Origin of the sequence: Tamlana carrageenivorans (assembly GCF_002893765.1) — a bacterium.
GTDB classification, from domain to species: Bacteria; Bacteroidota; Bacteroidia; order Flavobacteriales; family Flavobacteriaceae; genus Pseudotamlana; species Pseudotamlana carrageenivorans.
In genome coordinates this window covers 3,774,653-3,799,149 of the sequence record NZ_CP025938.1, presented here as the reverse complement: position 1 = coordinate 3,799,149, position 24,497 = coordinate 3,774,653, and the positions used below count along the sequence as shown (strand labels likewise).

The window sequence follows — 24,497 nt, the reverse complement described above, 5'->3', positions numbered from 1 at the left end:
TTTGATATGGCAACTATTGGAAATACAGAATACTATAAGGGTATTGGCGAAATTAAATATGAAGGAAAGGAATCTGATAATCCTTTAGCTTTTAAATATTATAACCCAGAGCAAGTGGTGGCAGGAAAAACCATGCGCGAGCATTTTAGATTCGCTATTGCTTACTGGCATACCTTCTGTGGTACAGGTGGAGATCCTTTCGGACCAGGAACTTTAAATTTTCCTTGGGATCAACCAATCGATGCTATTGAAGCCGCAAAGGCTAAAGCTGATGCTGCTTTTGAGTTTGTTACTAAAATGGGCTTTGATTACTATTGTTTTCATGATGTAGATTTAGTGCGTGAAGGGAATTCATTTGGTGAATTGGAAAGCCGATTAGACACGATTACCGATTATTTAAAAGAAAAACAAGCTGCTTCTGGAGTGAAATTACTTTGGGGAACGGCGAACTGTTTTTCAAATCCGAGATACATGAATGGGGCTTCTACCAACCCTGATTTTAATGTGTTGGCGAGAGCAGGCGGACAAATAAAATTGGCTTTAGATGCAACCATTAAATTAAATGGTGAAAACTATGTGTTTTGGGGAGGTCGCGAAGGTTATATGAGCTTGTTAAATACCGATATGGGACGCGAATTAGATCATATGGGGCAGTTTTTAACCATGGCCAGAGATTACGCCAGAGCTCAAGGTTTTAAAGGAAATTTCCTCATTGAACCTAAACCCATGGAGCCTATGAAACACCAATACGATTTTGATACAGCAACGGCCATTGGTTTCTTAAAAGAATATGGTTTAGATAAAGATTTTAAAATAAATATTGAAGTAAATCATGCCACTTTAGCACAACACACCTTTCAACACGAAATTGCGGTTGCTGCTAAAGCAGGTATGCTAGGAAGTTTAGATGCGAACCGCGGGGATTACCAAAATGGATGGGATACCGATCAATTCCCTAATAATATTCAAGAAACAACCGAAGCGATGTTGGTGTTCTTAAAAGCTGGTGGACTGCAAGGTGGCGGTGTGAATTTCGATGCTAAAATTAGAAGAAATTCAACCGATTTAGAAGATGTATTTTTAGCACATATTGGTGGCGCTGATACCTTTGCTCGTGCTTTACTTACTGCCGATAAAATTATAAGTTCTTCGGCTTATGATAAATTAAGAACCGAACGTTACAGTTCATTCGATTCAGGAAAAGGTAAAGATTTTGAAAATGGAAAATTAAATTTCCAAGATTTATACAGCATTGCCAAAGAAAACGGCGAACTACCATTGCAAAGTGGAAAGCAAGAGTTGTTTGAAAACATTATCAATCAATACATCTAAGTCATGGGACATCACAAGTCGTTTATCTATATAGTAACACTTGTAGCAACGCTCGGAGGCTTGTTATTTGGTTATGATACAGCAGTCATCTCAGGAGCCGAAAAGTCTATACAGGCCTATTTAATAGATAGCCAGGGGTTAAGTTCTTTTTTACACGGTGTAACCGTTTCATCGGCATTAATTGGTTGTATTCTTGGTGGTGCCATTTCGGGAGTGATTTCGTCATCCTTAGGGAGAAGAAAGGCTTTAATTGTAGCGGGCATTCTATTCCTATTATCAGCCTTAGGCTCTGGTAATCCTGAATTTTTGTTCTTTGAAAAAGGTGTGCCTTCCATGGGATTGCTATGGATGTTTAATTTTTACAGAATTGTAGGTGGTATTGGCGTTGGTTTAGCCTCTGCTGTTTGTCCGATGTACATTGGTGAAATAGCACCTGCTGATATTCGAGGGAAACTGGTTTCTTTAAATCAATTTGCTATTATTTTCGGGATGCTTGTCGTTTATTTTGTGAATTGGGGTATTGCAGATGGGCAAACTACTGAATGGATTAATAATTTTGGTTGGAGATACATGTTTTTATCCGAAGCCATACCGGCTACTATCTTTGTTGTGCTCATGTTCTTTATGCCTGAAACGCCAAGATATTTAGCTTTTCAGCAAAAAGATGATAAGGCTTTGAAGATATTAACTAAACTGAATGGGGTTGAAAAGGGCAGAGAAATTTTATCTGAAATTAAAGGTTCACTAGCATCGACTTCTAAAGGCGAATTATTTTCTTATGGTAAAGTGGTTATCATCGTGGGTATTTTACTCTCTATTTTTCAGCAGTTTGTTGGAATTAATGTCGCCTTGTATTACGCACCTCGAATTTTTGAAAGTATGGGAGCGGCTAAAGATGCTTCGATGCTGCAAACCATCATCATGGGGTTAGTTAATGTTGTTTTTACGGTTGTAGCGATTATGACTGTAGATAAATGGGGCAGAAAACCATTGTTAATTACAGGTTCTATAGGTATGGCTATTGGTATGATTGCTATTTCATATTTAGCATTCCAAGATATCATAGGCATGGCAACATTGGTGTTTATTATAGTTTATACGGCTTCATTTATGATGAGTTGGGGCCCTATTTGTTGGGTGCTTATCGCAGAAATATTTCCGAATAAAATACGTAGCCAGGCTATTGCAATCGCCGTGGCAGCACAGTGGGCAGCAAACTTCTTTATCTCATCTACCTATCCGCCTATGATGGAGTTTAGTAGTGGAGGTACCTATCTGTTTTACGGTATTATGAGTATCCTTTCTGCAATTTTTGTTTGGAAAATGGTACCTGAAACTAAAGGGAAAACCCTTGAGGAAATGGAAAATGTTTGGGTAAAATAAAAGTATTAGGTTAGTGTTTGGTAAAAAAAGCTTCAACGATTTTTTGTTGAGGCTTTTTTTTAGTTTTTAAAAAAGGATAATCGGTATCCATTCGAGCTGTACCGATACCAAATAGGGGATGTGTGTCAATTATAGTATTCAATTTTGCATTTATTTTTACGCCTGTTTGGTAATCGGGGTTGGTTAAAAAGTTTCTACCAAAACCTACTAAGTCTACCAATTTTTCTCCTAATAAGGCATTAGTTTGCTCCGGAGTTTTGTTTCCTGTGACTATAATAGTATTCGTGAAATTTTCACGTAAAGTGACTCTGAAATCAGCGGGGATTTCAGGAGCATCATCCCAATCGAAAAGCTTTCTATTGCCAGATAAATCAAAATTACTTTTTTGAAACGCTTTCTACACGCTGCCTTTTTGTTCAAATTGCATGTTGGGTAATTCTTGAATGTCTCTCATAAACTCTTTAATATAGCTGCTGTCGTATTTTGTTACGGCGACTTCATGGTTAACCCTAGAACAGAATGATTTACAGTTTCTAACTTTGCGGTGGCTCCCCATGCGCTTTCTTTTAATTTGTTTCTTAATCCTCGATCTTGACCGACAACAAAGTGATAAGACTCAAATCCAAAAGAGTCAGTTTATTAATCATGGTTTAAGTTTTAAATGATAGGACAAAGCAACAGGGAGACTTAAAAGTTAATATTGTATAAATCCATTGTATGTTTGTATAATTATATGGTTATATGGTACAGCGTTTTTATATTACAAAATATTTTAATGTTATTGATTTTTATGTTGTTAGTTAATGGGATTGACCTAGGGGTAAGCTTTTTTTTTTTTTTTTTTTTTGAACTTACTATAGTGCTAAAAGGTTAGGGCCAACACTTGTTAAATGATAATATTGTGGATTATCAATCGGGTGATGTTTTCTTTTTAACGCTTAAAGATGAGCATGAATTTATTATTTCAGAAGCACAACCTTTGGTATCATCAAATTCACAGAGCAGTTGTTTCTTGAGAAATCTTCTTTTTCAACCAGTAGATATTGGCGTAAAAATTTAGAAACTGTTATTTTTCATTCAAATATTATAGCCGAAAACATAGTGCGTTATCAATCAGATAAAATCCAAATTAAAGGATTGTACCAGTCAATCAAGCATGTAATAAATAGTAACTCTCTATTTAATTGTTATGTGTTATCAGAATTGTTTGGTGCTTTCGCGTTCAATTAAGCTTGTTTTAATAATTTTGGTTTCACAAGGCTTCGGTAGGTCTTCATTTTCAATACGATCAATAAGCATTTTAGCAGCCGTTTCGCCAATGTATTTGCCATGCTGGCTAATAGCTGAAATGGAAGGAGAGAGGTGTTGCAGGAGTTTTCCGTTTGTAAAACAGGCAATAGATAATTCTTCAGGAATTTTATATGTCATACGTTTTACCAAATGCAGCACATTAACAGCGGCACTTTCTTCTAAACATAGCAAACCATCAATAGATTTATCGGCTAAAATAATTTTCATGACGGTATCAAAATCTTCATGATGCCCTATGCGCACAATTAAACGTTCTTCAATAGGTATATTAAAAGTTGTTAATGCTTTTTTGTAGCCTTCAACGCGTAGTTTGCCAACACTCAAATTATCGATAACCGAAACGAGGGCCACTTTTTTACAGCCTGATTTTATAAGATGACAGGTAGCGTGATAGGCACCTTCTAAATCGTTAACAATTACCTTGTCGCATTCTAATTCATCCGAAACACGATCGAACATCACCATAGGGACTCCTTCATTTAAGGTGTTTTTTAAGTGGGTGACATTCTGTTTTACCTGAGTTTCTTCAGCTAAAGAAATAATAATGCCATCTAGATGACCGTGCTTTAATAAATCGATGGTTTTCACCTCCTTTTCGTAAGACTCGTTAGAAATACAGGACACCAGTTGATAGCCTTTTTGGGAAGCAATGTGCTCGATACCCATAAATACTTTCGCAAAAAAAGTATTCATAATGTTTGGTATGACCACGCCTATAGTTTTCGTGTTTTTATTTAATAGATTTAATGCGGTTACATTAGGTTTATAGTGATGAAGTTTCGCGTATTCTTTTATTTTAGATTTAGTATTCGGACTAATCTCATGGCTGTCTTTTAGCGCTTTAGAAACTGTGGCTATCGAGACATTAAAGTTTTTAGCGATATCTTTTAAGGTAATTCTTTTTTTCATGTAGTAGAAAGGAAATAGGTGTACAATTTAGTACAATTATTTTTGATGATAACGAAGTCCATTCATTACTGTGTTATATTAATCATTTAAAAAAACGATATTTGAGTTAAATACAAGAAAAATGAGTTTATCTGCGAAAGAAAAAGCATTAACGCCCGAGGAGTCTAAAAACCTTAAAACCACAAAGCCACCAGTAAACAGCGTTGGTTTTGGTGGCATTGTGGCAGCCTTTAAACAAACATCAAAGTACATGAATCTTAAAGATACTTTTGTGTTGGCGAGAAAAATGAATCAGAAAGGAGGCTTCGATTGTCCGGGGTGTGCATGGCCAGATCCCGATGATGATAGGTCTTCATTAGGCGAATTTTGTGAAAACGGATTAAAAGCTATTGCTGAAGAAGCTCAAAATAAAACGATAGGTGCCGATTTTTTTAAGAAACACAGCGTTGATGCATTAGCCACATGGAGCGATTTTGAAATTGGAAAATCTGGACGATTAGCCGAACCGATGTTTCTTGCTGAAGGCGCCACTCATTATCAACCCATTTCCTGGGAAGACGCTTTTAATAAGGTTGGAGCGCATTTAAATGCTTTAGATTCTCCAGATGAAGCAGTCTTTTATACCTCGGGACGAACCACTAATGAAGCGGCTTTTTTATACCAGTTATTCGTTCGAGAATTTGGGACTTCTAATTTACCCGATTGCTCAAATATGTGTCATGAAGCGAGTGGGAGCGCCTTGTCTGAAACCTTAGGTATAGGAAAAGGCTCGGTAACTTTAGACGATTTATACAAGGCAGAATTGGTGCTAGTCGTGGGGCAAAACCCAGGAACAAACCACCCGAGAATGTTAACAGCTTTAGAAAAATGTAAAAATAATGACGGAAAAGTGGTGGCTATAAATCCGCTACCAGAAGCAGGATTAGTTAGGTTTACCAATCCGCAAAACCCTATAAAATTACTAACTGGCGGAACACAAATTGCCGATGTATTTGTGCCAATTACCATTAACGGTGATGTGGCTTTTTTTAAAGCCTTACTATTAAAATTATTAGAAGCTGAAGAAGAAAAAGGCGGTGTGTTCGATCGTGAGTTTATAAATACATTGACTAGTGGTTACGCCGATTTTATAGCCGATTTAAAAACTTATAATTTTGAAGCTTGTTTAGCGGCTTCAGGGGTTTCGTTAGATATTTTCAATCAGGTTTTTGATTTGGTTTTAAATAAAAAGAAAATCATTATTTGTTGGGCTATGGGACTTACCCAACATGAAAATGCTGTTGATAACATTCGCGAAGTTGTTAATCTTCTGCTTTTAAAAGGAAGTATTGGTAAAGAAGGTGCTGGAACCTGTCCTGTTCGTGGACATTCCAATGTTCAAGGCGATAGAACGGTAGGCATTTGGGAATCGGCACCTCAGGCTTTTTTAGATAAAATTGAAAATAAATATGGCTTCAAACCTAGCGCAAAACATGGCTATTCCGTTATCGAGGCCATAAAAGCCATGTACGAGAAAAAGGCCAAAGTGTTTTTTGGTTTGGGAGGTAATTTTATCTCGGCGGTACCCGATACTCTATATTCCGCGAAAGCGTTAGAAAACTGCAATTTAACAGTACATGTTAGTACTAAATTAAACCGTTCACACTTAGTAACAGGAAAGGAGGCACTCATATTTCCTTGTTTAGGACGTACCGAAAAGGATTATCAGAAATCGGGACTTCAAATTCAAAGTGTTGAAAACTCAATGGGTGTGGTGTCTTCAACTAAAGGTGTTTTAGAACCCTGCTCTAAAGATCTGCTCAGTGAAGTAGCAGTGGTTTGTGGTATCGCAAATGCCACTTTAAAGGAGCGCTCTAAAATTAATTGGTTAGCGTATAAAGATGACTATACTTTGGTGAGAAACGATATTGAAGAGGTCGTTGCTGGTTTCGATAGTTATAATAAGCGCTTAAATAATCCTTCAGGATTTTATTTGCCTAATGGTGCCCGTGTTAGAAAATTTAATACTTCTACAGGAAAAGCTAACTTTTCCATTAATAAAATGCCAGATTGGAAGTTAAAGGATGGCGAATTGGTAATGATGACCATACGTAGTCATGATCAATTTAATACCACGATTTATGGTTTAGACGATCGTTACCGTGGTGTATTTAACGACCGACGGGTTGTTTTTATGAACCGTGAAGACATGCAAGAACGGGGGTTAACCGAGCATCAGGTGGTTAATTTGAAGTCGGAATTTAACGGAATAACTAGAAAAGTACGTAGTTTTAAGGTTGTTGGTTACGATATTCCTAAAAATTGCTGTGCTACCTATTTTCCAGAAACGAATGTATTGGTGCCGCTAGATAGTTTTGCGCATACTGCGAAAACGCCCGCATCCAAGAGCATACGCGTCACAATTGAGATTCTTTAGGGTTTTCATCAAAACTCATCCTTTAATTTTCTTAAAAAGCAATTAATCGTAAATCAATTTGAGAAATCGACAATAATCGGCTTTCTACGAAAATTTCTTAGAAAAATACAGTGCAAAATAAGTATAAATACTTAGTTTTGTTTTCAAATACGTAATTATGAAACAAATTATTGTTGTTGGAAACGGAATGGTTGGTTATAAGTTTTGTGAAAAATTTGTAGCAAACGCTGAAAGTAAGGACTTTAAGATCACGGTTTTTGGTGAAGAGCCAAGACCAGCTTACGATCGAGTGCACTTAAGTGAGTTTTTTGAAAACCAAGATGCCGAAGCCTTAGAGATGGCTCCTAGGTCTTGGTATGAGGAAAACGGTATCGAGTTAGTGACGAGCGAGCGTGTCGTAGATATAAGTAGAGGTAAAAAAACAATTACAACAGTAAGTGATCGCGTATTTTCTTATGATTATTTGGTTTTAGCAACAGGATCGGCGCCTTTTGTACCACCAATTAAAGGAGTGGAGAAAAAAGGGGTTTTTGTTTATAGAACCATCGAAGATTTAGAAGGCATGTTGGCTTATGCTGCCGAGATTAAAGCTGAAAAACCAAGTGCTAGAGCAGCTGTTTTAGGTGGTGGTTTGTTAGGTTTAGAAGCAGGAAAAGCAGTTAAAGATATGGGCTTAGAGCCACATATTGTAGAGTTTGCAAATAAATTAATGCCAAGACAATTGGATTTGAGAAGTAGCCAAGTGCTGCAACTTAAATTGGAGTCTATTGGTTTAAACATACACTTAAGTAAAGCGACCAATCAAATTTTGGGTGATGATCGTATCACAGGAATGGAATTTGGCGAAGATGATGTTCTAGATGTTGATATGCTTGTTATTTCGGCAGGTATTCGACCTAGAGACGAGCTAGGAAAAACTTGTGGTTTAGAAATGGGTGTTCGTGGCGGCATTGTTGTAGATAACAAGATGCAAACGTCAGATCCTAATATTTATGCCATTGGTGAAATCGCCCTATATAATCAAATGATTTACGGTTTAGTAGCTCCTGGTTACGATATGGCCGAGGTTGCTGTAAATCAAATTATCGGGAATACCGAAAAATTAATGCCTGCAGACATTGATATGTCTACCAAACTAAAGTTAATTGGGGTAGATGTAGCGAGTTTTGGTGAGCCGTTTATGCCACCATCTAAAGGACATTCCATTATTTTTGAAAATAAAACACAGTATTTATATAAACGTATTAACGTGAGCCTAGATGGGAAATCACTTTTAGGAGGGATTTTAGTTGGTGATGCTTCAGATTATAGCATGTTACACCAAATCTACCTAAATGGTATGGCGATTCCAGAAGATCCTGCGCAATTAATCTTACCAGCTACCGAAGGTGGTGGTGCTTTTGGTGATGTGATGGATTTACCAGACGAGGCTCAAATATGTTCATGTGAAAGTGTTACTAAAGGTCAGATTTGTGGTGTTATTGAAAGCGGCGAGGCTAAAGATTTAGGAGATGTAGTGTCTTGCACTAAAGCAGGAACTGGTTGTGGAGGTTGTAAGCCTATGGTTAAAGATCTTACCGATGCTACCTTAAAATCACTGGGTATTGAAGTTAAAGATACCATTTGTGAGCACTTCGAATTAGGAAGGCAAGAATTATACGATATTATTAAAATTAAAGGGTATAGAACTTTTAACGAAGTGATAGATAACCATGGAACAGGTTGCGGATGTGAGCTGTGTAAGCCTCTAGTAGCATCGTTAATGGCTACGATTCATGCCGATACGGCCAATAAAGAATATGCTATTCAAGATTCAAACGATAGATTCTTAGCCAATATTCAACGTAACGGAACCTATTCTGTTGTACCACGTGTACCAGGAGGTGAAATTACTCCAGATAAACTTATTGCTCTTGGTCAGATAGCCAAGAAATACGATTTATATACTAAAGTAACAGGTGGTGTGCGTATCGATTTATTTGGTGCAACATTAAAACAGTTACCATTAATCTGGAAAGAATTAATTAGTCATGGTTTCGAAAGTGGTCATGCTTACGGTAAATCGTTACGTACTGTAAAAACATGTGTGGGCTCTACATGGTGTCGTTATGGTATGGATGAAAGTGTAAGTTTTGGTATCGAATTAGAAAACAGATACCGCGGTATTCGTGCGCCACATAAAATTAAAGGTGGAGTTTCTGGATGTATCCGTGAATGTGCTGAGGCGCGTGGAAAAGATTTCGGACTTATCGCTGTTGATGGTGGTTGGAACCTATACGTAGGTGGAAATGGAGGAGCAACGCCGCGTCACGCCGAACTTTTAGCTGAGCAAATCGATAATGAAACTGTTATTAAATATTTAGACAGATATTTAATGTTCTATATGAGAACCGCTAAGCCTTTACAACGTACTGCTGCATGGCAAGAGCGTTTAGAAGGTGGTATGGATTACTTAAAAGAAGTGATTATAGACGATAAATTAGGGATTGCTGAAGATTTAGAAAATGAAATGGAAACTCTAGTTAATAAGTTTGAGTGCGAATGGACACAAGCGGTTAATGATCCTGAAATGATGAAACGTTTCAATCACTTTGTAAATAGTGAAGACGAAGATGATAACTTGGTTTTTGTCCCTATGAGAGAACAAAAAATGCCAGAACCTTGGAATTAATAGTAATAAAATTTAAGTGAGTATGGAATTAGTTTTAGATAAATACGCAACAACCAAAGTAGAAGATGTCAAGGTTTGGTTTAAAGCCGCATCGGTAAACGATTTTCCTCAAGACGGAGGGGCTTGTGTGAAATATAAAGACAAGCAAATAGCTGTTTTTAATTTCGCAAAAATGGACAAATGGTACGCCTGCCAAAATGTTTGTCCGCATAAAATGGAAATGGTTTTATCACGAGGTATGATTGGTGATGATAAAGGAATTCCTAAAGTCGCTTGTCCGTTACACAAAAAAACTTTCTCGTTAGAGAATGGCGAAAATTTAAATGGAGATATGGATGCTATTGCTACATATCCAGTAAAAATTGAAGGAGAAAATGTGTATATTGGCTTTTCAGAATAATGAAAAGTAATATTATAAATACATATGAAGCCTACAAGATTTGAAACCGCAATAGCTTTAATAGATAAAAAAAACGCCGAAGATACTAATACATACCAAGTTGCAGGTATAGACTACCCTAAAGAATTGCTGTATTCACAGCGTATGACAAGGAAGTTATTGCAATTTAATCCTAATGCATCAAAGGCACTTCAAATCGCGGCAAGAGCACAACACATTTGCCGCTGGAAAATAGCAAGAGATGAGTACCCTATGGATCGTGTGGGGTATTTAAAATGGCGTGAAACTTTAAAGAAAATGCACGCCGAAATTACTGCTGAAATTTTAGAGCAAGTAGGCTACGATCAACAATTTATTGATAGAGTGTCTTTATTAATAAATAAAAAGCTCATTAAAAAGAATGAAGAAACTCAAATTCTAGAAGATACCATCTGTTTGGTGTTTTTAGATTATTATTTCGAAGAATTCGCAGCCAAACATGAAGACGAGAAAATTATAGATATTCTTCAGAAAACGTGGGTTAAAATGTCGGAGGATGGCCATCAAGCCGCACTGCAATTACCTTATTCAGAGAAAAGTCTTGAACTCGTTAAAAAAGCAATTTCATAAGATGTAATATATGACGAAGCACGGAAATTCATTAGACCAAAGTACGTTTGATAAATTAAGCCGGCTTTATATTATCGCTTTAAGCGCCATTGCAGTCTCTGTCATTGTTAGTCAAATTCTAATTCGAAACCACCTTTCAAATCAGGAAACAGATTCTTCGGTCATAAATGTAGCAGGGCGACAACGTATGTTAAGTCAGAAACTGACTAAAAACGTCGTGTCACTCACTTCAGAAAAATCGCTAGAAGGGCGGATAGCCTTAAAAAATAGAATAAAGGAAACGCTTAATGTTTGGGAGCTTTCGCATCATGCGCTTCAAAATGGTAATGATAGTCTAGGGCTTCCCGATACCAATTCGGCCGATGTAAAAGTCCGTTTTGCCGTGCTGAATCCGGTTTTTGATAAAATGCGTTTTGCCACGAAAACCATCATTTCAGAAATTGAAAAATCGCCCGAGTTAGACTTGTCTACATTAAATACCGAAGTAGACATTGTAAGAGATAATGAAGGTGATTTTCTCTTGATGATGGACGATATCGTAAATCAATACGATCTGGAGGCCGAGAAAAAAGTTGCTTGGTTACGTAGACTAGAATCATGGCTTACAGCGTTAACCTTACTCATATTATTGGCAGAATTTTTATTTATTTTTTGGCCTGCGGCGAAATCGGTGAGATCCACGCTTTCAGAGTTGTTGTATGCCGAAAAACGTGCCAAGAAAATGGCTTTTGATGCCGATGAACTTAGTTTAGCTAAAGAAAAATCCATTAAAGAATTGCGTGCTTTAAGTCGCGCTATGGATGATACCTTATTATTTGCTCGTATTTTACAAAATGGTCAAATCGTACATATGGGTAATAAGTTTTCACGCTTATTTGCCTATTCTAAACTTAACGATTTGGGCTTGTTTTGGAAAGTGTTGTCAACCGTAGAAAACGAACAGTTAATAATTGAAGAGTTAATTGTTAAGTCTAAAAAAACAGGTTGGCAAGGCGAAGTGAAGGCTACTACTAAAGACGGAAAAGATGTATGGTTGGAAATGGCCATCATTCCCTTTAGTCCTACCGAAGACAAATCGGAGTTACTCATTATTGCTTCCGAAATCACTGATAGAAAAGAAGCGCAACTGGAAATTGACCGACTTACTGCGGCGAGTTTCGAGGAGAAAATGAATCAGCAAAAAATCATTTCTAGTAAGATTATTGAAAATCAAGAAAAGGAGCAAAACCGTATTGCTAAAGATGTTCACGATGGCATAGGGCAAATGCTTACGGGATTAAAATATAATTTAGAAAGTATTGATACCACTGATGTGGAAAAAGCCACGGCTAAAGTTGAAAACCTAAAAATACTCGCTTCCGATATTATTAAAGGTATTAGAACAGCAACCTTTAATTTGACTCCGCCAGAATTAACCGATCATGGTATTGTACCCGCCATTACGAAGTTAACTCAAGAATTGGCTAAGCTTACAGGAAAACAAATTATGCTGTTTAATAAAACCGATTTTAATCAGCGTTTAGATTCTTTATCCGAAATTAATATTTACCGCATCACCCAAGAGGCTGTTAATAACGCGATTAAGTATGCTGAAACATCACATATTTTGGTGTCCCTGTCTCATAGTAAAGATATTTTGAGTATTGTTATTGATGATAACGGTATTGGTTTCAATCCGAGTAAGGTTAAAAACATCAAAAATGGTGATGGTGGTATGGGTATGACCTTTATGAGAGAACGCATTAAATACATTAACGGTCGGTTTTTTATAAATTCTGAACCAGGTAAAGGTACACGTGTAACGCTAAATATTCCATTAAAAGAGAAGTAAGAGGCGTTTTTATTATTTTATAGGTATAAAGATATGGAACGACGATTAATTAGTTCAAATTCCGATTTCGAAAATAAGATAGGCTATTCCAGAGCGGTGGTTAAAAATGGTTGGGTGTTTGTTTCAGGAACTACAGGATATAATTATGAAACGATGCGTATTAGTGATGATATTGTTGAGCAAACCGAACAATGTTTTGTGAATATCATAAAAGCATTAGAGGAAGCAGGGGTAAGTTTGAAAGATACGGTTCGAGTTACGTATATATTGCCGGAAGCAAAAGATTTTGAAGCCTGTTGGCCCGTTTTAAATAAGTATTTTGGCCACATAAAACCGGCAGCCACCATGTTTTCGGCGGGTTTGGCCGATGATAAAATGAAAATTGAAATTCAAATAACAGCACTAAAAGGATAAATACGTAGTTTTACTTAATTTTATTACTTTTGTGTTTTAATTAAAGGTTATGGATATTATTAATGTTGTGCTTGCCGATGATCATGTTTTGGTTAGGGATGGAATAAGAGCACTTTTAGAAGATCAATCTGGAGTAAAAGTGGTAGCTGAAGCATCAAATGGAAAGGAAGCTTTGGAGATTGTTGCTGAGACTAAACCACATGTGCTAATTGTTGATATTAGAATGCCCGAAATGAACGGTATTGAAGTGGTTGGTGTTATAAGTAAAACGTATCCTGATGTTCGTACTTTAGTATTATCTATGCACGATTCTGAGGAATATGTGTTAAAAGCCATTCAGGCTGGAGCCGATGGTTATCTGTTAAAAGGAGCCAGTAAAGAAGAGTTTATAAAAGCGCTGAATAATGTGGCGTCTGGTGGTAAATATTTTACCGGTGATGTGTCTGCAATCATTATGAATAATTTTGTTAACGGCAACACAAACGCTGCAGTAGTTCCAGAGAAAAAGGCTGTAAAAGATCCGTTTAAATTAACCAAGCGTGAAAAGCAAATACTTAATTTAGTATTGCAACTTAAAAACAATAAGGATATTGCTGAAGAACTTCAAATCAGCAAACGTACCGCTGAGGTACATCGTTTTAACTTGATGAAAAAATTGGAGGTTAAAAATTTGATGGAACTTAGTAATAAGGCTAAGGAATTCGATTTGGTATAAGTTTGGTGTAAACTTTTTAAAAATAGCAAGCGCTGCCTGTTATCTTGGTAGTTCAATGTTGCTAACTGCACATTAGAGGTTGCTTGGTAATTTATTGTTGGTAAAAGTTATTTTTTTTGATATTTATAACTGCAACCTTCAATACAAATGGGGCCACTCGTGGGTGAAACGATAAAGTAATCAGAATAAAATTCCAAATCATAAGTTATATAACCTTGTTCGTTTTCATATTCACTATTAAAATCCTGGCAGTTGTATTTCAGGAGTAATTTGTTTTCAATTATTGAAAAGGTTCCAGTAGTACATTCAGTAAATCTACTAGAAGAAAATGTTACGTTTTCCAAAAAATCAATGTCATGGCCGTTTTCAACATCTATCCAGTATTGGGGGCCACCAGCGCTTATGTATGCTTCCGTTAGTTCCCATTTACCGACTATCAAGGTTTCATTAGAAACAATGGGTTCATTCGATTTGGCGCAATTGATGAGAATTAAAAAAAGCAGTAAGAAACAATATTTGTATTTCATTTTAAGTATTTGTTTTGTAGATGAAGATTTTCAATAAAGGTTGCGTCTTAATTACTAATGATTCATTTGATTAAAACTACTAAATTCGATAATTTCAATTAAAATTCCCCGCTACCGCCAGTTTTCAACTGGTGGTCATCTAATAAGAACAAGATAAAACAGCCCTCCAAGTAGCGCAATTACCTACAGCAGATATAGTAAACCTAGTTATTAAATACAACGATAAACCCAATACAAGTCATGAATACGCCTCTAGCGTAAAGGAAGCAGCTGTTAAAATGGTAGAAACTCAAACCCCTATACCTGAAATATTAATGCTTTTCTTAAGTTTTTACAAAATGACATTATAACTTCGTACCAACAAGAGCATGACGATGTGTTTTTCTTGTTTGAAGATTGCGATGGTAGTTGTTAAAAACAATAAAAAGAAATGAAACAGAAATTGTATCTTTACAAGACTAAAATGAATATTACTATGGATTTACAAGCAGAAATAAAATGGATTGAAGCAGCACTGTCTGAATCTAAAGACCCAACATTTATAGCAGCTGTAAAGAATATGATAAAATCGATGCGTAAAGTAAAGGAAACTTTGTCCAAAGAACAGGCAAATGAGGACATGCTAATGGCAGAAGCAGAAGCAGATATAAAGTCAGTTCGTGTTTATAGTATTGAAGAGGCACATAAAATTGTGGATAATTGGGAGCTATAATCAAACCTGTAAAATGGACAAAAAGAGCTTTAAAGGATTTAAATAAAATATCGATTTTTAATGTGAAGCGTATGGGAAAACAAAAAGCCCTTGCGATTGCCCATAATATTATTGATGCCTCAAAAATATTAGAAAACACAGCATACGATTTTGAAAATATTGGCTCTGTGGACGAAGCGTTTGATCATTTAAAACTAGAGTACAGAAAGATATTTTACAAAAACTACAAAATTACCTACCGCAACGGCAAGACAAAAATATATATCACAAGGGTTTTTGATTCCCACCAGAACCCGAATAAAAACAAATGATATTCTCCGCTACCACCAGTTACAACTGATGGACATTGCAAAAAAAATACATTTACACCCCGATAGCGCGACTTTAAAGTGTAAGTCTGTGTTACATGGTTCAGGTAACTATAAGTTCGTAACGTTTTATTCTTTAAAAGTACGATGTTTTTATGTGATGCAGGCTTATTGTTTTCTTCTTAAATCTTAATATTTCCTAAATTAAATTGAAATTCCCCTTTTCTTTTAATGATTCTTCAATATCATTAAACTTAAATTGTCAAACTCATATTTCTGTTTAATTACGTAGTTTTAGATGTTTAAAATTAAGTATTTATACTTAATTTTGTTTCAGGAATTAGTTATATCTGTATTATAAATTTTAAACTATTATTGAAATGAATACAACTAAAGGTGCAAATAAAATACTCTTTATAAATACTTTAGCCTTTACTTTTTGCTTTGCAGCTTGGCTGTTAAATGGCATATTGGTGACATTTTTAGTGGACAATCAAGTTTTTGATTGGTCTGGTGTTGAAATAGGATGGTTAATAGGGATTCCTGTATTAACTGGTGCTATTTTCAGATTGCCAGCCGGAGTTTTAACCGATAAACTAGGCGGGAAGCCTTTGTTTACTGGTTTGTTGTTGCTATGTGCTGTTCCTATGTATTTGTTGTCTTATGCTAACGATTTTTGGTCTTTCGCTTTATGTAGTTTAGGTTTTGGAATTGCAGGTGCTAGTTTTGCCGTAGGTATTGCATTTTCATCGATTTGGTTTCCAAAGGAAAGACAAGGTATTGCCTTAGGGATCTTTGGTGCTGGTAATGCAGGGGCAGCGATAACTACTTTAGTAGGACCTAAACTTTTGGATTACTTAACCGATGGAAAAACCAATTTAGATGGTTGGAGAGAGATGCCTAAAATTTATGCAGCAGTATTGGTGCTTATGGCGGTTATTTTTTTCTTAACGACTAAAAATAAGAAGCCTGCTTCAAGTACTAAGAGCTTAAAAGGAATGATGGCGCCGCTTAAAAGTATCAGAGTGTGGCGTTTCGGCTTATATTATTTCTTAGTTTTTGGATGTTTTGTCGCTTTTGCTGGGTGGTTGGTGCCTTATTATACCAATGTATATGCTTTAGATTTGGCTACTGCCGGACTTTTAGCATCTTGTTTTAGTCTGCCTTCTGGGGTGATTAGAGCTTTTGGTGGTTGGTTGTCCGATCGCGTGGGTGCTAGAAAAGTGATGTATTGGGTTCTAGGGTCTTCTTTAATATTTAGTGCGATTTTAATCGTTCCTAAAATGGATATATATGCAGCCGGAAAAGGGATTATGGCTAAATCAGCAGGGACAGTTACAGACGTGAGTGCAACTTATATCGAAGTTAATGGTGTTAAATGTCCTGTGAAAAGTAAAACGGATAAATTGGCCAACGTCGATGAAGGCTTTCATATTTTTCCTGTGAAGGAGTCTTGGCAAGAGGTACTTGTACAAAAAGGTGATGAGGTTAAAAAGAAGCAGTTAATTGCTAAAGGAAACACACATATTTTCTTTCAAGCTAATTTGTGGATTTTTGCGATTATTGCGATAATTATAGGTTCTATTTGGGGTATTGGTAAGGCTGCTGTTTATAAGCATATTCCTGACTATTTTCCTGAAGAAGTTGGTGTTGTAGGTGGTATGGTAGGCGTTCTTGGTGGACTAGGTGGTTTCGTTTGCCCAATTTTATTCGGATACCTATTGGAAGGTACTGGGTTGTGGTCAAGTTGTTGGATATTAATGTTATTCTTATCAGCCATCTGTTTAATTTGGATGCATAGAGTGGTGCAAAAAATGGCCGATAAAGCAACGCCTCAACTGGTGGATAAGTTTGAAAAGGAAATGGAGTAAACGTTTAGGTTTTGTTAAGTATTTGTTATGTAGTGCTTTAGTAGGTAGCTTTTTGATATAATGATAAAACTTAAATAATTATTAGACGAATATTATAAAATCCGTAAAACGAGTATTCTTAAATTATTAATCTTACAAATTTTTCAGATTACTTAATTTTGATGCTTTAAATTAAGTATTTATACTTAATTTTACGATAACAGAGTTTGGATTTAGGCTTTGTAAATCAAAACATCTTGTTAAATCTGAAAAATTGAAAGTGTTAAGATTAACAAAACGGATTTTTGTATTTGATTAGTTAATAGTGATAAAGACTACTTAATTGGTAGTGTATACTACCGCGGTGTCTAATGGTTATTTCATAATTGGGGCCATATAGTGGTTGTGGCTGCGGTAGTTTTCTTTATCAATGGCAATGCTCTTAAAAAAAAATGAAAGTCATGTTTTGGAAATTGTTTAAACGCAATTTAAAATATATAACAGTGGCGATGTAAACCAACAAAATTGATGGTTTATTTTATTAAAATAATAAGATAAAGTGTCTTTTTTATAGGTATTCAGAATAATGAATTCAGTATTTGTTTTCTGAAATTAAAAATTATTATTTAGTATAAAATCTTTGTCTGAATGATTAAAAACGAAGTAAAAACAACGTGTTCATATTGTGGTGTAGGCTGCGGAATTATTGTTAAAAAAGACAGTAATAATAAGGTGCTTGTTGAAGGTGATAAGGATCATCCTGTTAACCGTGGCATGCTGTGTTCAAAAGGTATGAATTTGCACTACGTCGCTAACGACACCTCCGATAGAATTTTATACCCAGAAATGCGCTGGAGCCGATCGCACCCAAGAGAGCGTGTTAGTTGGGATGATGCCCTTGATCGAGCGGCAAGCGTTTTCAAATCCATTATAAAAAAACACGGTCCAGATAGTGTCGCTTTTTATGTTTCTGGACAGAGTTTAACAGAAGAATATTATATCGCTAACAAGCTTACTAAAGGTTTTTTAGGAACTAATAATATCGATACCAACTCCAGACTTTGTATGAGTTCGGCCGTAGTGGGTTATAAGAAAACTTTTGGTGAAGATAGTGTACCTATTTCGTATGCCGATATTGAGTTGGCCGATACCTTTTTAATATCAGGCGCGAATCCTGCTTGGTGTCACCCGATACTTTTTAGACGTATTGAAAAGCGTAAAGAGGATAATCCCAATGTTAAAATTATTGTGGTTGATCCGCGTAAAACAGATTCTGCTAATTTTGCCGATCTGCACTTACAATTGTTACCTGGTACAGATGTTATTTTATACAATGCCATCGCCAGATGCCTTTACAAAAGTGGTTTAATTGATGAAAAGTTTATCGCTCAGCATACCGATGGTTTTGCCGAGTATAAAGATTTAATTTTCCAAACTTCATTACGAAAAGCCTCAAGCTTATGTGGGGTTTCTGAAGATGATATAAGAAAAGCTGCCAAGTACATCGGACTTTCAAAAGGTTTTATCAGTATGTGGGCCATGGGGCTTAATCAAAGTGTGGTAGGTACTGATAAAAATGTGTCCTTATTAAACTTATCGCTTATTACAGGGCAGGTTGGAAAGCCAGGTGCAGGGCCATTTTCACTTACTGGGCAACCTAATGCAATGGGGGGTCGTGAAGTAGGAGGGATGGCGAATTTATTGGCAGTCCATAAGGATTTGATGAATGAAGAGCATCGTCGTGAGGTGGCTCAGTTTTGGGGGGTTGATCAAATTAATCCGAAACCAGGACTTACAGCTACCGAAATGTTTGACGCCCTTGAAAGTGGAAAATTAAAAGCCATTTGGATTGCTTGTACCAATCCGTTAGTGAGTCTTCCAAACTCAAACAGCATTGAACGTGCCATGAAAAACGCGAAGTTTGTTGTGGTTCAAGATATATCTCATAAATCTGATACCGTAGATTTTGCCGATTTAGTACTTCCAGCAGCCGCATGGCTTGAGAAGGAAGGGACGATGACGAATTCTGAAAGACGTATTTCATACCTGCCTAAAGAAATTGATGCGCCAGGGGAAGCTAGACCGGATGTTGAAATCTTTTGTGATTTCGCTCAGCGTATGGGCTTTAGAGGTTTCAATTTTAATAATGCTAGCGAAATTTATGATGAATACGCATCGATGACCAAAGGCACGAATATCGATGTGTCTTTCTTGAATTACGATCGATTAAAAAATGAAGGTACTTTTCAGTGGCCAGTTCCAGAATACAGACATCCAGGAACACCGCGATTGTTTGAGGATAAAAAGTTTTACACGCCTTCAAAAAAGGCACAATTCAATTTACCTAGCACCATTAAAAATACGTCGGTTCAGCCTAACGACGATTATCCGTTAATTCTTACCACAGGTCGTGTGCGTGATCAATGGCATACCATGACGAAAACCGGAAAGGTATCTCGTCTAAAAACACATTACCCAACACCTGTTTTAGAAATCAATCCAGTTGACGCCTTCTTAAATAAAATTAAAGATGGCGATATTACTGAGATTAAAGGTGAAAATGGTGAAGTTCGTGTGCGTGCAAAAATTACCGACACCATTAAAAAAGGTGTTGTTTTCTTACCGATGCACTGGGGTAAACAATTACAGAGTGATTTAAACCGCGCCAATAATTTAACCAATACGCATGTCGATCCGACATCGAAAGAACCAGATTTTAAATTTACCCGTGTAGCGGTTTCAAAATATAAAAAGCCTGTAGAAAAAATTATTATCGTAGGGGCTGGAGCAGCGGCATTCCGTTTTGTTCAAAATTATAGAGAATATAATGAGGTTGATGAAATTCATGTATTCTCCAAAGAGCCTAATTTGTTTTACAATAGGGTTTTATTACCAGAATATGTTACCGAAGAATTGACTTGGGAACAGTTGCTTAAAATTAAAGAATTAGAACTTGGTAAGCTAAATATTCATTTACATCCAGAAACGTCAATTACTAACATAGATAAAGAAAATAAACAGGTTACCGATAGTAACAATGAAACCCATAGTTTCGATAAGTTGATATTAGCAACAGGTAGTCGAGCGTTTATTCCTAAAGATGTTCAAATTGATTTACCAGGACGTTTTACTATGCGTAATAAAAGTGATGCCGATAGGTTTAAAGCTTATTTAGATGCTACCAATTTACCACCAGAAGAACAACATGTGGTTATCGTAGGTGGTGGTTTATTAGGTTTAGAGCTGGCTGCAGCCATGAAGCATAAAAACGCTAAAATTACCATTATCCAACGTGCTTCTCGACTTATGGAACGTCAGTTAGACAAAGTTTCAAGTAAGTTATTAGCTTTAGATGTGCAAGAGCGTGGTATTCAAATTTACTTTGATAACGAAGTAAGTACCGTTTTTGATGATGAAGATACCGGTGAATTAAACATCACATTAAAAAGTGGAAAATTTATTACAGCGAATGCTATTGTATATGCTATAGGAACCATTCCTAACGTGGAAATGGCAAGAGCAAACGGTATTTCTTGTAGTCGTGGCGTTAAAGTAAATCAGCATTTAGAGTCTTCTCACAAAGATATTTTTGCCATTGGTGAAATTGCTGAATACAATAACCAATTGTTTGGGATTACTTCGGCAGCCGAAGAGCAAGCGGGGATTCTAGCCAACTTTATTGCCGGAGATATTAGCTGCGCATATAACGGTTCGGTATTAATGAATATCTTAAAATTCAACGATTTAAACCTTTGTAGTATAGGTGATATTAGTGTGCCTGAAAACGATGAAAGTTATGAGGAAATCATCTTTACAGATATTAAAAAGCGCTACTACAAGAAGTGTATTGTTAAAGACGATTTATTAGTTGGCGCGGTTTTAATGGGCGATAAAAATGAATTTGCCGAATTTAAAACCATGATCGAGAGTAAAATTGAAATGGCCGATAAACGTAATACCTTGCTTAGAGGGGCTTCAAACGATACGCCTGTTATTGGTAAATTAGTTTGTTCTTGTAGTCAAGTGGGTGAAGGAAATATTGAAGAGGCCATTGCAAAAGGGTGTACCGACTTTACTGAGTTGTGCAGTAAAACAGGTGCTGGATTAGGTTGTGGAAGTTGTAAAACTGAAGTGCGTGAAATACTTCATAATTCAAAAGTGTTAGCATAATGGAAGAACCATATAGAATTAAGATAAATGGAGGTGTGTTGTCTCCAGGTGAATTAAAATATATTTGTGAAGCAGCCGAAAGTTTAGGCTTAGATGCGATTTCATTTGGTTCTCGCCAAGATATTATTTTTCCAGAGCAAATTGATGAAAGCAAATTCGATCAGTTTAGTAAAATCCAGTTTATAAAACCAAAACGCGATGGTATCCAGAATATCGCTTCATCTTATGTATCTGCCGAAATATTACCGAGTACCTCTTGGTTAACAAGTGACCGCTACCTGTATATTTTAGAGCAGTTTAAACATAAATTAAAACTAAGGGTTAATATTACCGATCCTAGACAACGACTAGTGCCTTTATTTACTGGAAATGTAAATTTTATCGCTTCCGATCATGAAGATTACTGGTATTTATATGTTAGACTTCCAGGTTGGAAAAAAACATTGATGTATCCTGCGCTTATTTATAGCTGGGATATGGATAAAATTGAAATCGCCATTGAAAATATTTTACAAGAGGAACCTGAAACCATTGAAACGGTTTTCGATTTGGTAAGTGATGCTGTCGATACGAATAATAGAACAGTTGATAAGCCGCTAGAAGTGCCTTTCTATCCTTTCCCTTATTATGAAGGGATGAATCGTATTGGTACCGATCGTTATTGGTTAGGCTTGTATTGGAGAAATAATCGCTATGATTTAAAATTCCTAAAGGCGATGTGTGAGCTGTGTTCGGATAATAAGATTGGTAAAATCTCGATCACACCATGGAAATCTTTTATCGTAAAAGGTATTCCGTTGAAAGCGAAATTACAATGGGAAAAGTTTTTAGGGAAATTCGGAATCAATGTGCGTCATTCCATGCTGGAAATGAACTGGCACTTGCCGGTAAACGATAGAGAAGCCTTAAATCTTAAAAAATACTTGGTGACTAATTTCGACCAAAATGATATTAGTACCTACGGACTCACCTTCGGAATTACAAGTTATGAAAGTGATACCTATAATTTTACCTCCATTGTTATTGAAAAAAACAAACAACCAGATATTATAGGGGATTTTAAAATTAGAGATACCTATAATTTATTATATGCTAAGAATTTCGATCCGAACACCCAACAATATATCATGCATGTTCAAGATGTAGATAAGGTGGAATTGCCTGGTTTATTAATGGAATTAAGTCAGTTGTACTTCGAACAATTAGGAACCGAACGCGAAGAGGAAGAGGTGAGCGTTATTAAAAAGGAACGTAGCGAAGAGGAGGTTTATCAATGTTCGGAATGTTTAACGGTTTACAATGAGATTTATGGCGATGTTACGCAGGATATTGCGCCTAACACCCCTTTTAAAAAATTAGAGGATACTTATGAATGTTCCCTTTGTGAGGCTCCTAAAAGTAGTTTTGAAAAGAAAGTATTAGTCAAATAGAATTTTTTTTAATCAAATATTATTGAAGTTAGTCTAAAAATTAAAAGAAATACTTTTGCTCGAATGCGATGTCTCGGATGCGTTTGATATGTTTTAAATATGCTTGGGTTTGTATTTGAAAAATCAACATTGACGCCAGAGATGTCGCATTATTTTTTAGAATAATTCACGGCGATTCTTCATGCAGCTGTTATTTATTTAAGGATTTAACAATTTTACTGCGTTTCTTTTTTTAGGGTATATAACTTAAAGTACTCTTTTTTATTCTTGAACATCGTATTTTCAGAAATTTCCTATAATTTCAAAAACTCTAGGTCGTTATTTTCGTTGTATGGAAACAACAAAAAAACAATTTTGGTACGGAGTGCTTATTGGTATTTTAGGGGTCGTCCTATTTTCATCAAAAGCGGTTATGGTTAAATTAGCCTATGGCTATCATGTTGATGCTATAAGTATTCTATTGTTAAGAATGCTGTTTTCTTTTCCTATTTATGTAGGTATTGCTATCGCTTATAGAAATAAAAACACTGAGGCCACTTTGGTGAAAAAGGACTATTTATGGTTGTGTTTTTTCGGTGTGGTGGGCTATTATTTGGCGAGTTACTTTGATTTCGTCGGACTTAAATATATTAAGGCGAGTTTAGAACGTATTATCTTGTTTTTATACCCTACTATCGTTTTAATTTTAAACCGTGTGTTTTTAAAAAGGCCTATCACTAAAATTCAGGCCATGGCTATCGCTTTAACTTACTTAGGCGTTGTGATAACGTTTTGGGATGAAGTAACTTTATCAGGAACTGAAACCTTCATCGGAGCGGCTTTTGTATTGCTTAGTGCGATTACATATGCCACTTATTTAGTAGGTAGCGGTTGGTTAATACCGAAATTTGGCGTGGTACAGTTTACGGCTTATGCCATGATGGTGTCGTGCATTTGTGTATTTGTGCATTACAGTTTGGTTTCAGAGGTGGATTTATTTAGTTTTTCATGGCAAGTGTATGTCTTAGGTTTTGTAATAGCCATGTTTGCAACGGTAATACCTTCGTTTTTAGTCTCTACGTCTATTAAAATGATTAGCTCATCAAACTTTGCTATTGTGGCGGGAATAGGGCCAATTTCAACCATCATATTAGCTGCGATCTTTTTAAATGAAATTTTAACGGGTTTACAGTGGTTTGGTGCTTTAGTGGTTATTGCTGGAATATTAATAGTGTCCTTAAAGAAAGGGAAGTGAGTTTTTAATATTGGTGTAAATCTTTAATTTAAACTGGTTTAAAAAGGATAACAGTCTTAGGGAAAAGTGTTTTTTAAGGCCTATCGAAACTTTATCGTAAAATTTGAAGTGAAGTACCTGTGAAATTTTAGGCTGTTTGAGCTAGGAAGGATTTTGGCATTTCACTGTTTTTAATGGCGAGTTCCTAAAATTTTGGGACAAACAAAAAATTTAGATAAAGTTTCGTAAGCCTAGATTTTTTTGATTCGTTTTTTTATCAATGAAATCGACATAGG

At 36.0% G+C, this 24,497-nt stretch carries 18 protein-coding genes; 15 read left to right on the top strand and 3 right to left on the bottom strand.

Features of this window, described 5'->3' with window-relative positions; translation table 11 throughout:
- Positions 1 to 6 precede the first annotated feature (6 nt).
- Together xylA and xylE are read left to right on the top strand one after the other, a co-directional pair.
- Positions 7 to 1,332, top strand: a complete 1,326-nt coding sequence (gene xylA / locus C1A40_RS16685) for a xylose isomerase (RefSeq protein ID WP_102996884.1) — start codon at positions 7 to 9, stop codon at positions 1,330 to 1,332.
- A gap of 3 nt (positions 1,333 to 1,335) precedes the next feature.
- Entirely contained in the window at positions 1,336 to 2,715 is a 1,380-nt protein-coding gene (xylE, locus tag C1A40_RS16680; RefSeq protein ID WP_102996883.1) for a D-xylose transporter XylE, read from the top strand.
- Between the two features lie 10 nt (positions 2,716 to 2,725).
- Here xylE and C1A40_RS16675 read toward each other — a convergent pair whose 3' ends face one another.
- Positions 2,726 to 2,935 carry a hypothetical protein gene (locus tag C1A40_RS16675; protein WP_102996882.1) on the bottom strand — a complete coding sequence of 70 codons (210 nt, stop codon included), beginning with the start codon at positions 2,933 to 2,935 and terminating at the stop codon, positions 2,726 to 2,728.
- Between the two features lie 977 nt (positions 2,936 to 3,912).
- The gene (locus C1A40_RS16670) at positions 3,913 to 4,935 is read right to left on the bottom strand and encodes a LacI family DNA-binding transcriptional regulator (protein WP_102996881.1); all 1,023 of its coding nucleotides are present in this window, start codon (positions 4,933 to 4,935) and stop codon (positions 3,913 to 3,915) included.
- A gap of 121 nt (positions 4,936 to 5,056) precedes the next feature.
- Between C1A40_RS16670 and C1A40_RS16665 the strand changes: the two genes are divergently transcribed.
- From C1A40_RS16665 to C1A40_RS16635, 7 genes are all read left to right on the top strand, one after another.
- Entirely contained in the window at positions 5,057 to 7,351 is a 2,295-nt protein-coding gene (locus C1A40_RS16665; RefSeq protein WP_102996880.1) for an FdhF/YdeP family oxidoreductase, read from the top strand.
- A 157-nt stretch (positions 7,352 to 7,508) separates the two neighbouring features.
- A complete protein-coding gene (nirB, locus tag C1A40_RS16660) occupies positions 7,509 to 10,022 on the top strand; it encodes a nitrite reductase large subunit NirB (protein WP_102996879.1) in 2,514 nt (837 codons plus the stop codon).
- A 22-nt stretch (positions 10,023 to 10,044) separates the two neighbouring features.
- A complete protein-coding gene (gene nirD, locus C1A40_RS16655; protein WP_067145862.1) occupies positions 10,045 to 10,422 on the top strand; it encodes a nitrite reductase small subunit NirD in 378 nt (125 codons plus the stop codon).
- A 24-nt stretch (positions 10,423 to 10,446) separates the two neighbouring features.
- Complete coding sequence (locus C1A40_RS16650; protein ID WP_102996878.1) at positions 10,447 to 11,031, top strand: DUF4202 domain-containing protein; 585 nt, start codon at positions 10,447 to 10,449, stop codon at positions 11,029 to 11,031.
- A 10-nt stretch (positions 11,032 to 11,041) separates the two neighbouring features.
- Positions 11,042 to 12,862 (top strand): sensor histidine kinase, encoded by a 1,821-nt coding sequence (locus C1A40_RS16645; protein WP_102996877.1) that lies wholly within the window; start codon positions 11,042 to 11,044, stop codon positions 12,860 to 12,862.
- Between the two features lie 33 nt (positions 12,863 to 12,895).
- Positions 12,896 to 13,276, top strand: a complete 381-nt coding sequence (locus C1A40_RS16640; protein ID WP_102996876.1) for a RidA family protein — start codon at positions 12,896 to 12,898, stop codon at positions 13,274 to 13,276.
- Positions 13,277 to 13,325: 49 nt separating this feature from the next.
- Positions 13,326 to 13,991 carry a response regulator transcription factor gene (locus tag C1A40_RS16635; protein WP_102996875.1) on the top strand — a complete coding sequence of 222 codons (666 nt, stop codon included), beginning with the start codon at positions 13,326 to 13,328 and terminating at the stop codon, positions 13,989 to 13,991.
- A 107-nt stretch (positions 13,992 to 14,098) separates the two neighbouring features.
- Here the strand turns inward: C1A40_RS16635 and C1A40_RS16630 are convergent, their stop codons facing one another.
- Positions 14,099 to 14,518, bottom strand: coding sequence for a hypothetical protein (locus C1A40_RS16630; RefSeq protein ID WP_102996874.1), 420 nt, complete (start codon positions 14,516 to 14,518; stop codon positions 14,099 to 14,101).
- Between the two features lie 430 nt (positions 14,519 to 14,948).
- On the opposite strand from C1A40_RS16630, the gene C1A40_RS16625 reads away from it, so the two are divergent.
- The 6 genes from C1A40_RS16625 (at position 14,949) to C1A40_RS16600 (ending at position 24,222) form a co-directional block, all read left to right on the top strand.
- The gene (locus C1A40_RS16625; RefSeq protein ID WP_102996873.1) at positions 14,949 to 15,230 is read left to right on the top strand and encodes a hypothetical protein; all 282 of its coding nucleotides are present in this window, start codon (positions 14,949 to 14,951) and stop codon (positions 15,228 to 15,230) included.
- The gene (locus C1A40_RS16620; protein WP_102996872.1) at positions 15,218 to 15,541 is read left to right on the top strand and encodes a type II toxin-antitoxin system RelE/ParE family toxin; all 324 of its coding nucleotides are present in this window, start codon (positions 15,218 to 15,220) and stop codon (positions 15,539 to 15,541) included. Before C1A40_RS16625 ends, C1A40_RS16620 begins: the two co-directional genes overlap by 13 nt.
- Positions 15,542 to 15,918: 377 nt before the next feature.
- Positions 15,919 to 17,409, top strand: coding sequence for an MFS transporter (locus C1A40_RS16615; RefSeq protein WP_102996871.1), 1,491 nt, complete (start codon positions 15,919 to 15,921; stop codon positions 17,407 to 17,409).
- A 627-nt stretch (positions 17,410 to 18,036) separates the two neighbouring features.
- On the top strand, positions 18,037 to 21,558 hold the full coding sequence (locus C1A40_RS16610; protein ID WP_102996870.1) for a nitrate reductase: 3,522 nt from the start codon (positions 18,037 to 18,039) through the stop codon (positions 21,556 to 21,558).
- Positions 21,558 to 22,988: a rubredoxin gene (locus C1A40_RS16605; RefSeq protein ID WP_102996869.1), complete on the top strand. Its 1,431-nt coding sequence runs from the start codon at positions 21,558 to 21,560 to the stop codon at positions 22,986 to 22,988. The genes C1A40_RS16610 and C1A40_RS16605 overlap by 1 nt, the downstream gene beginning before the upstream one ends.
- Positions 22,989 to 23,319: 331 nt before the next feature.
- Entirely contained in the window at positions 23,320 to 24,222 is a 903-nt protein-coding gene (locus C1A40_RS16600; RefSeq protein ID WP_102996868.1) for a DMT family transporter, read from the top strand.
- Positions 24,223 to 24,497 lie beyond the last annotated feature (275 nt).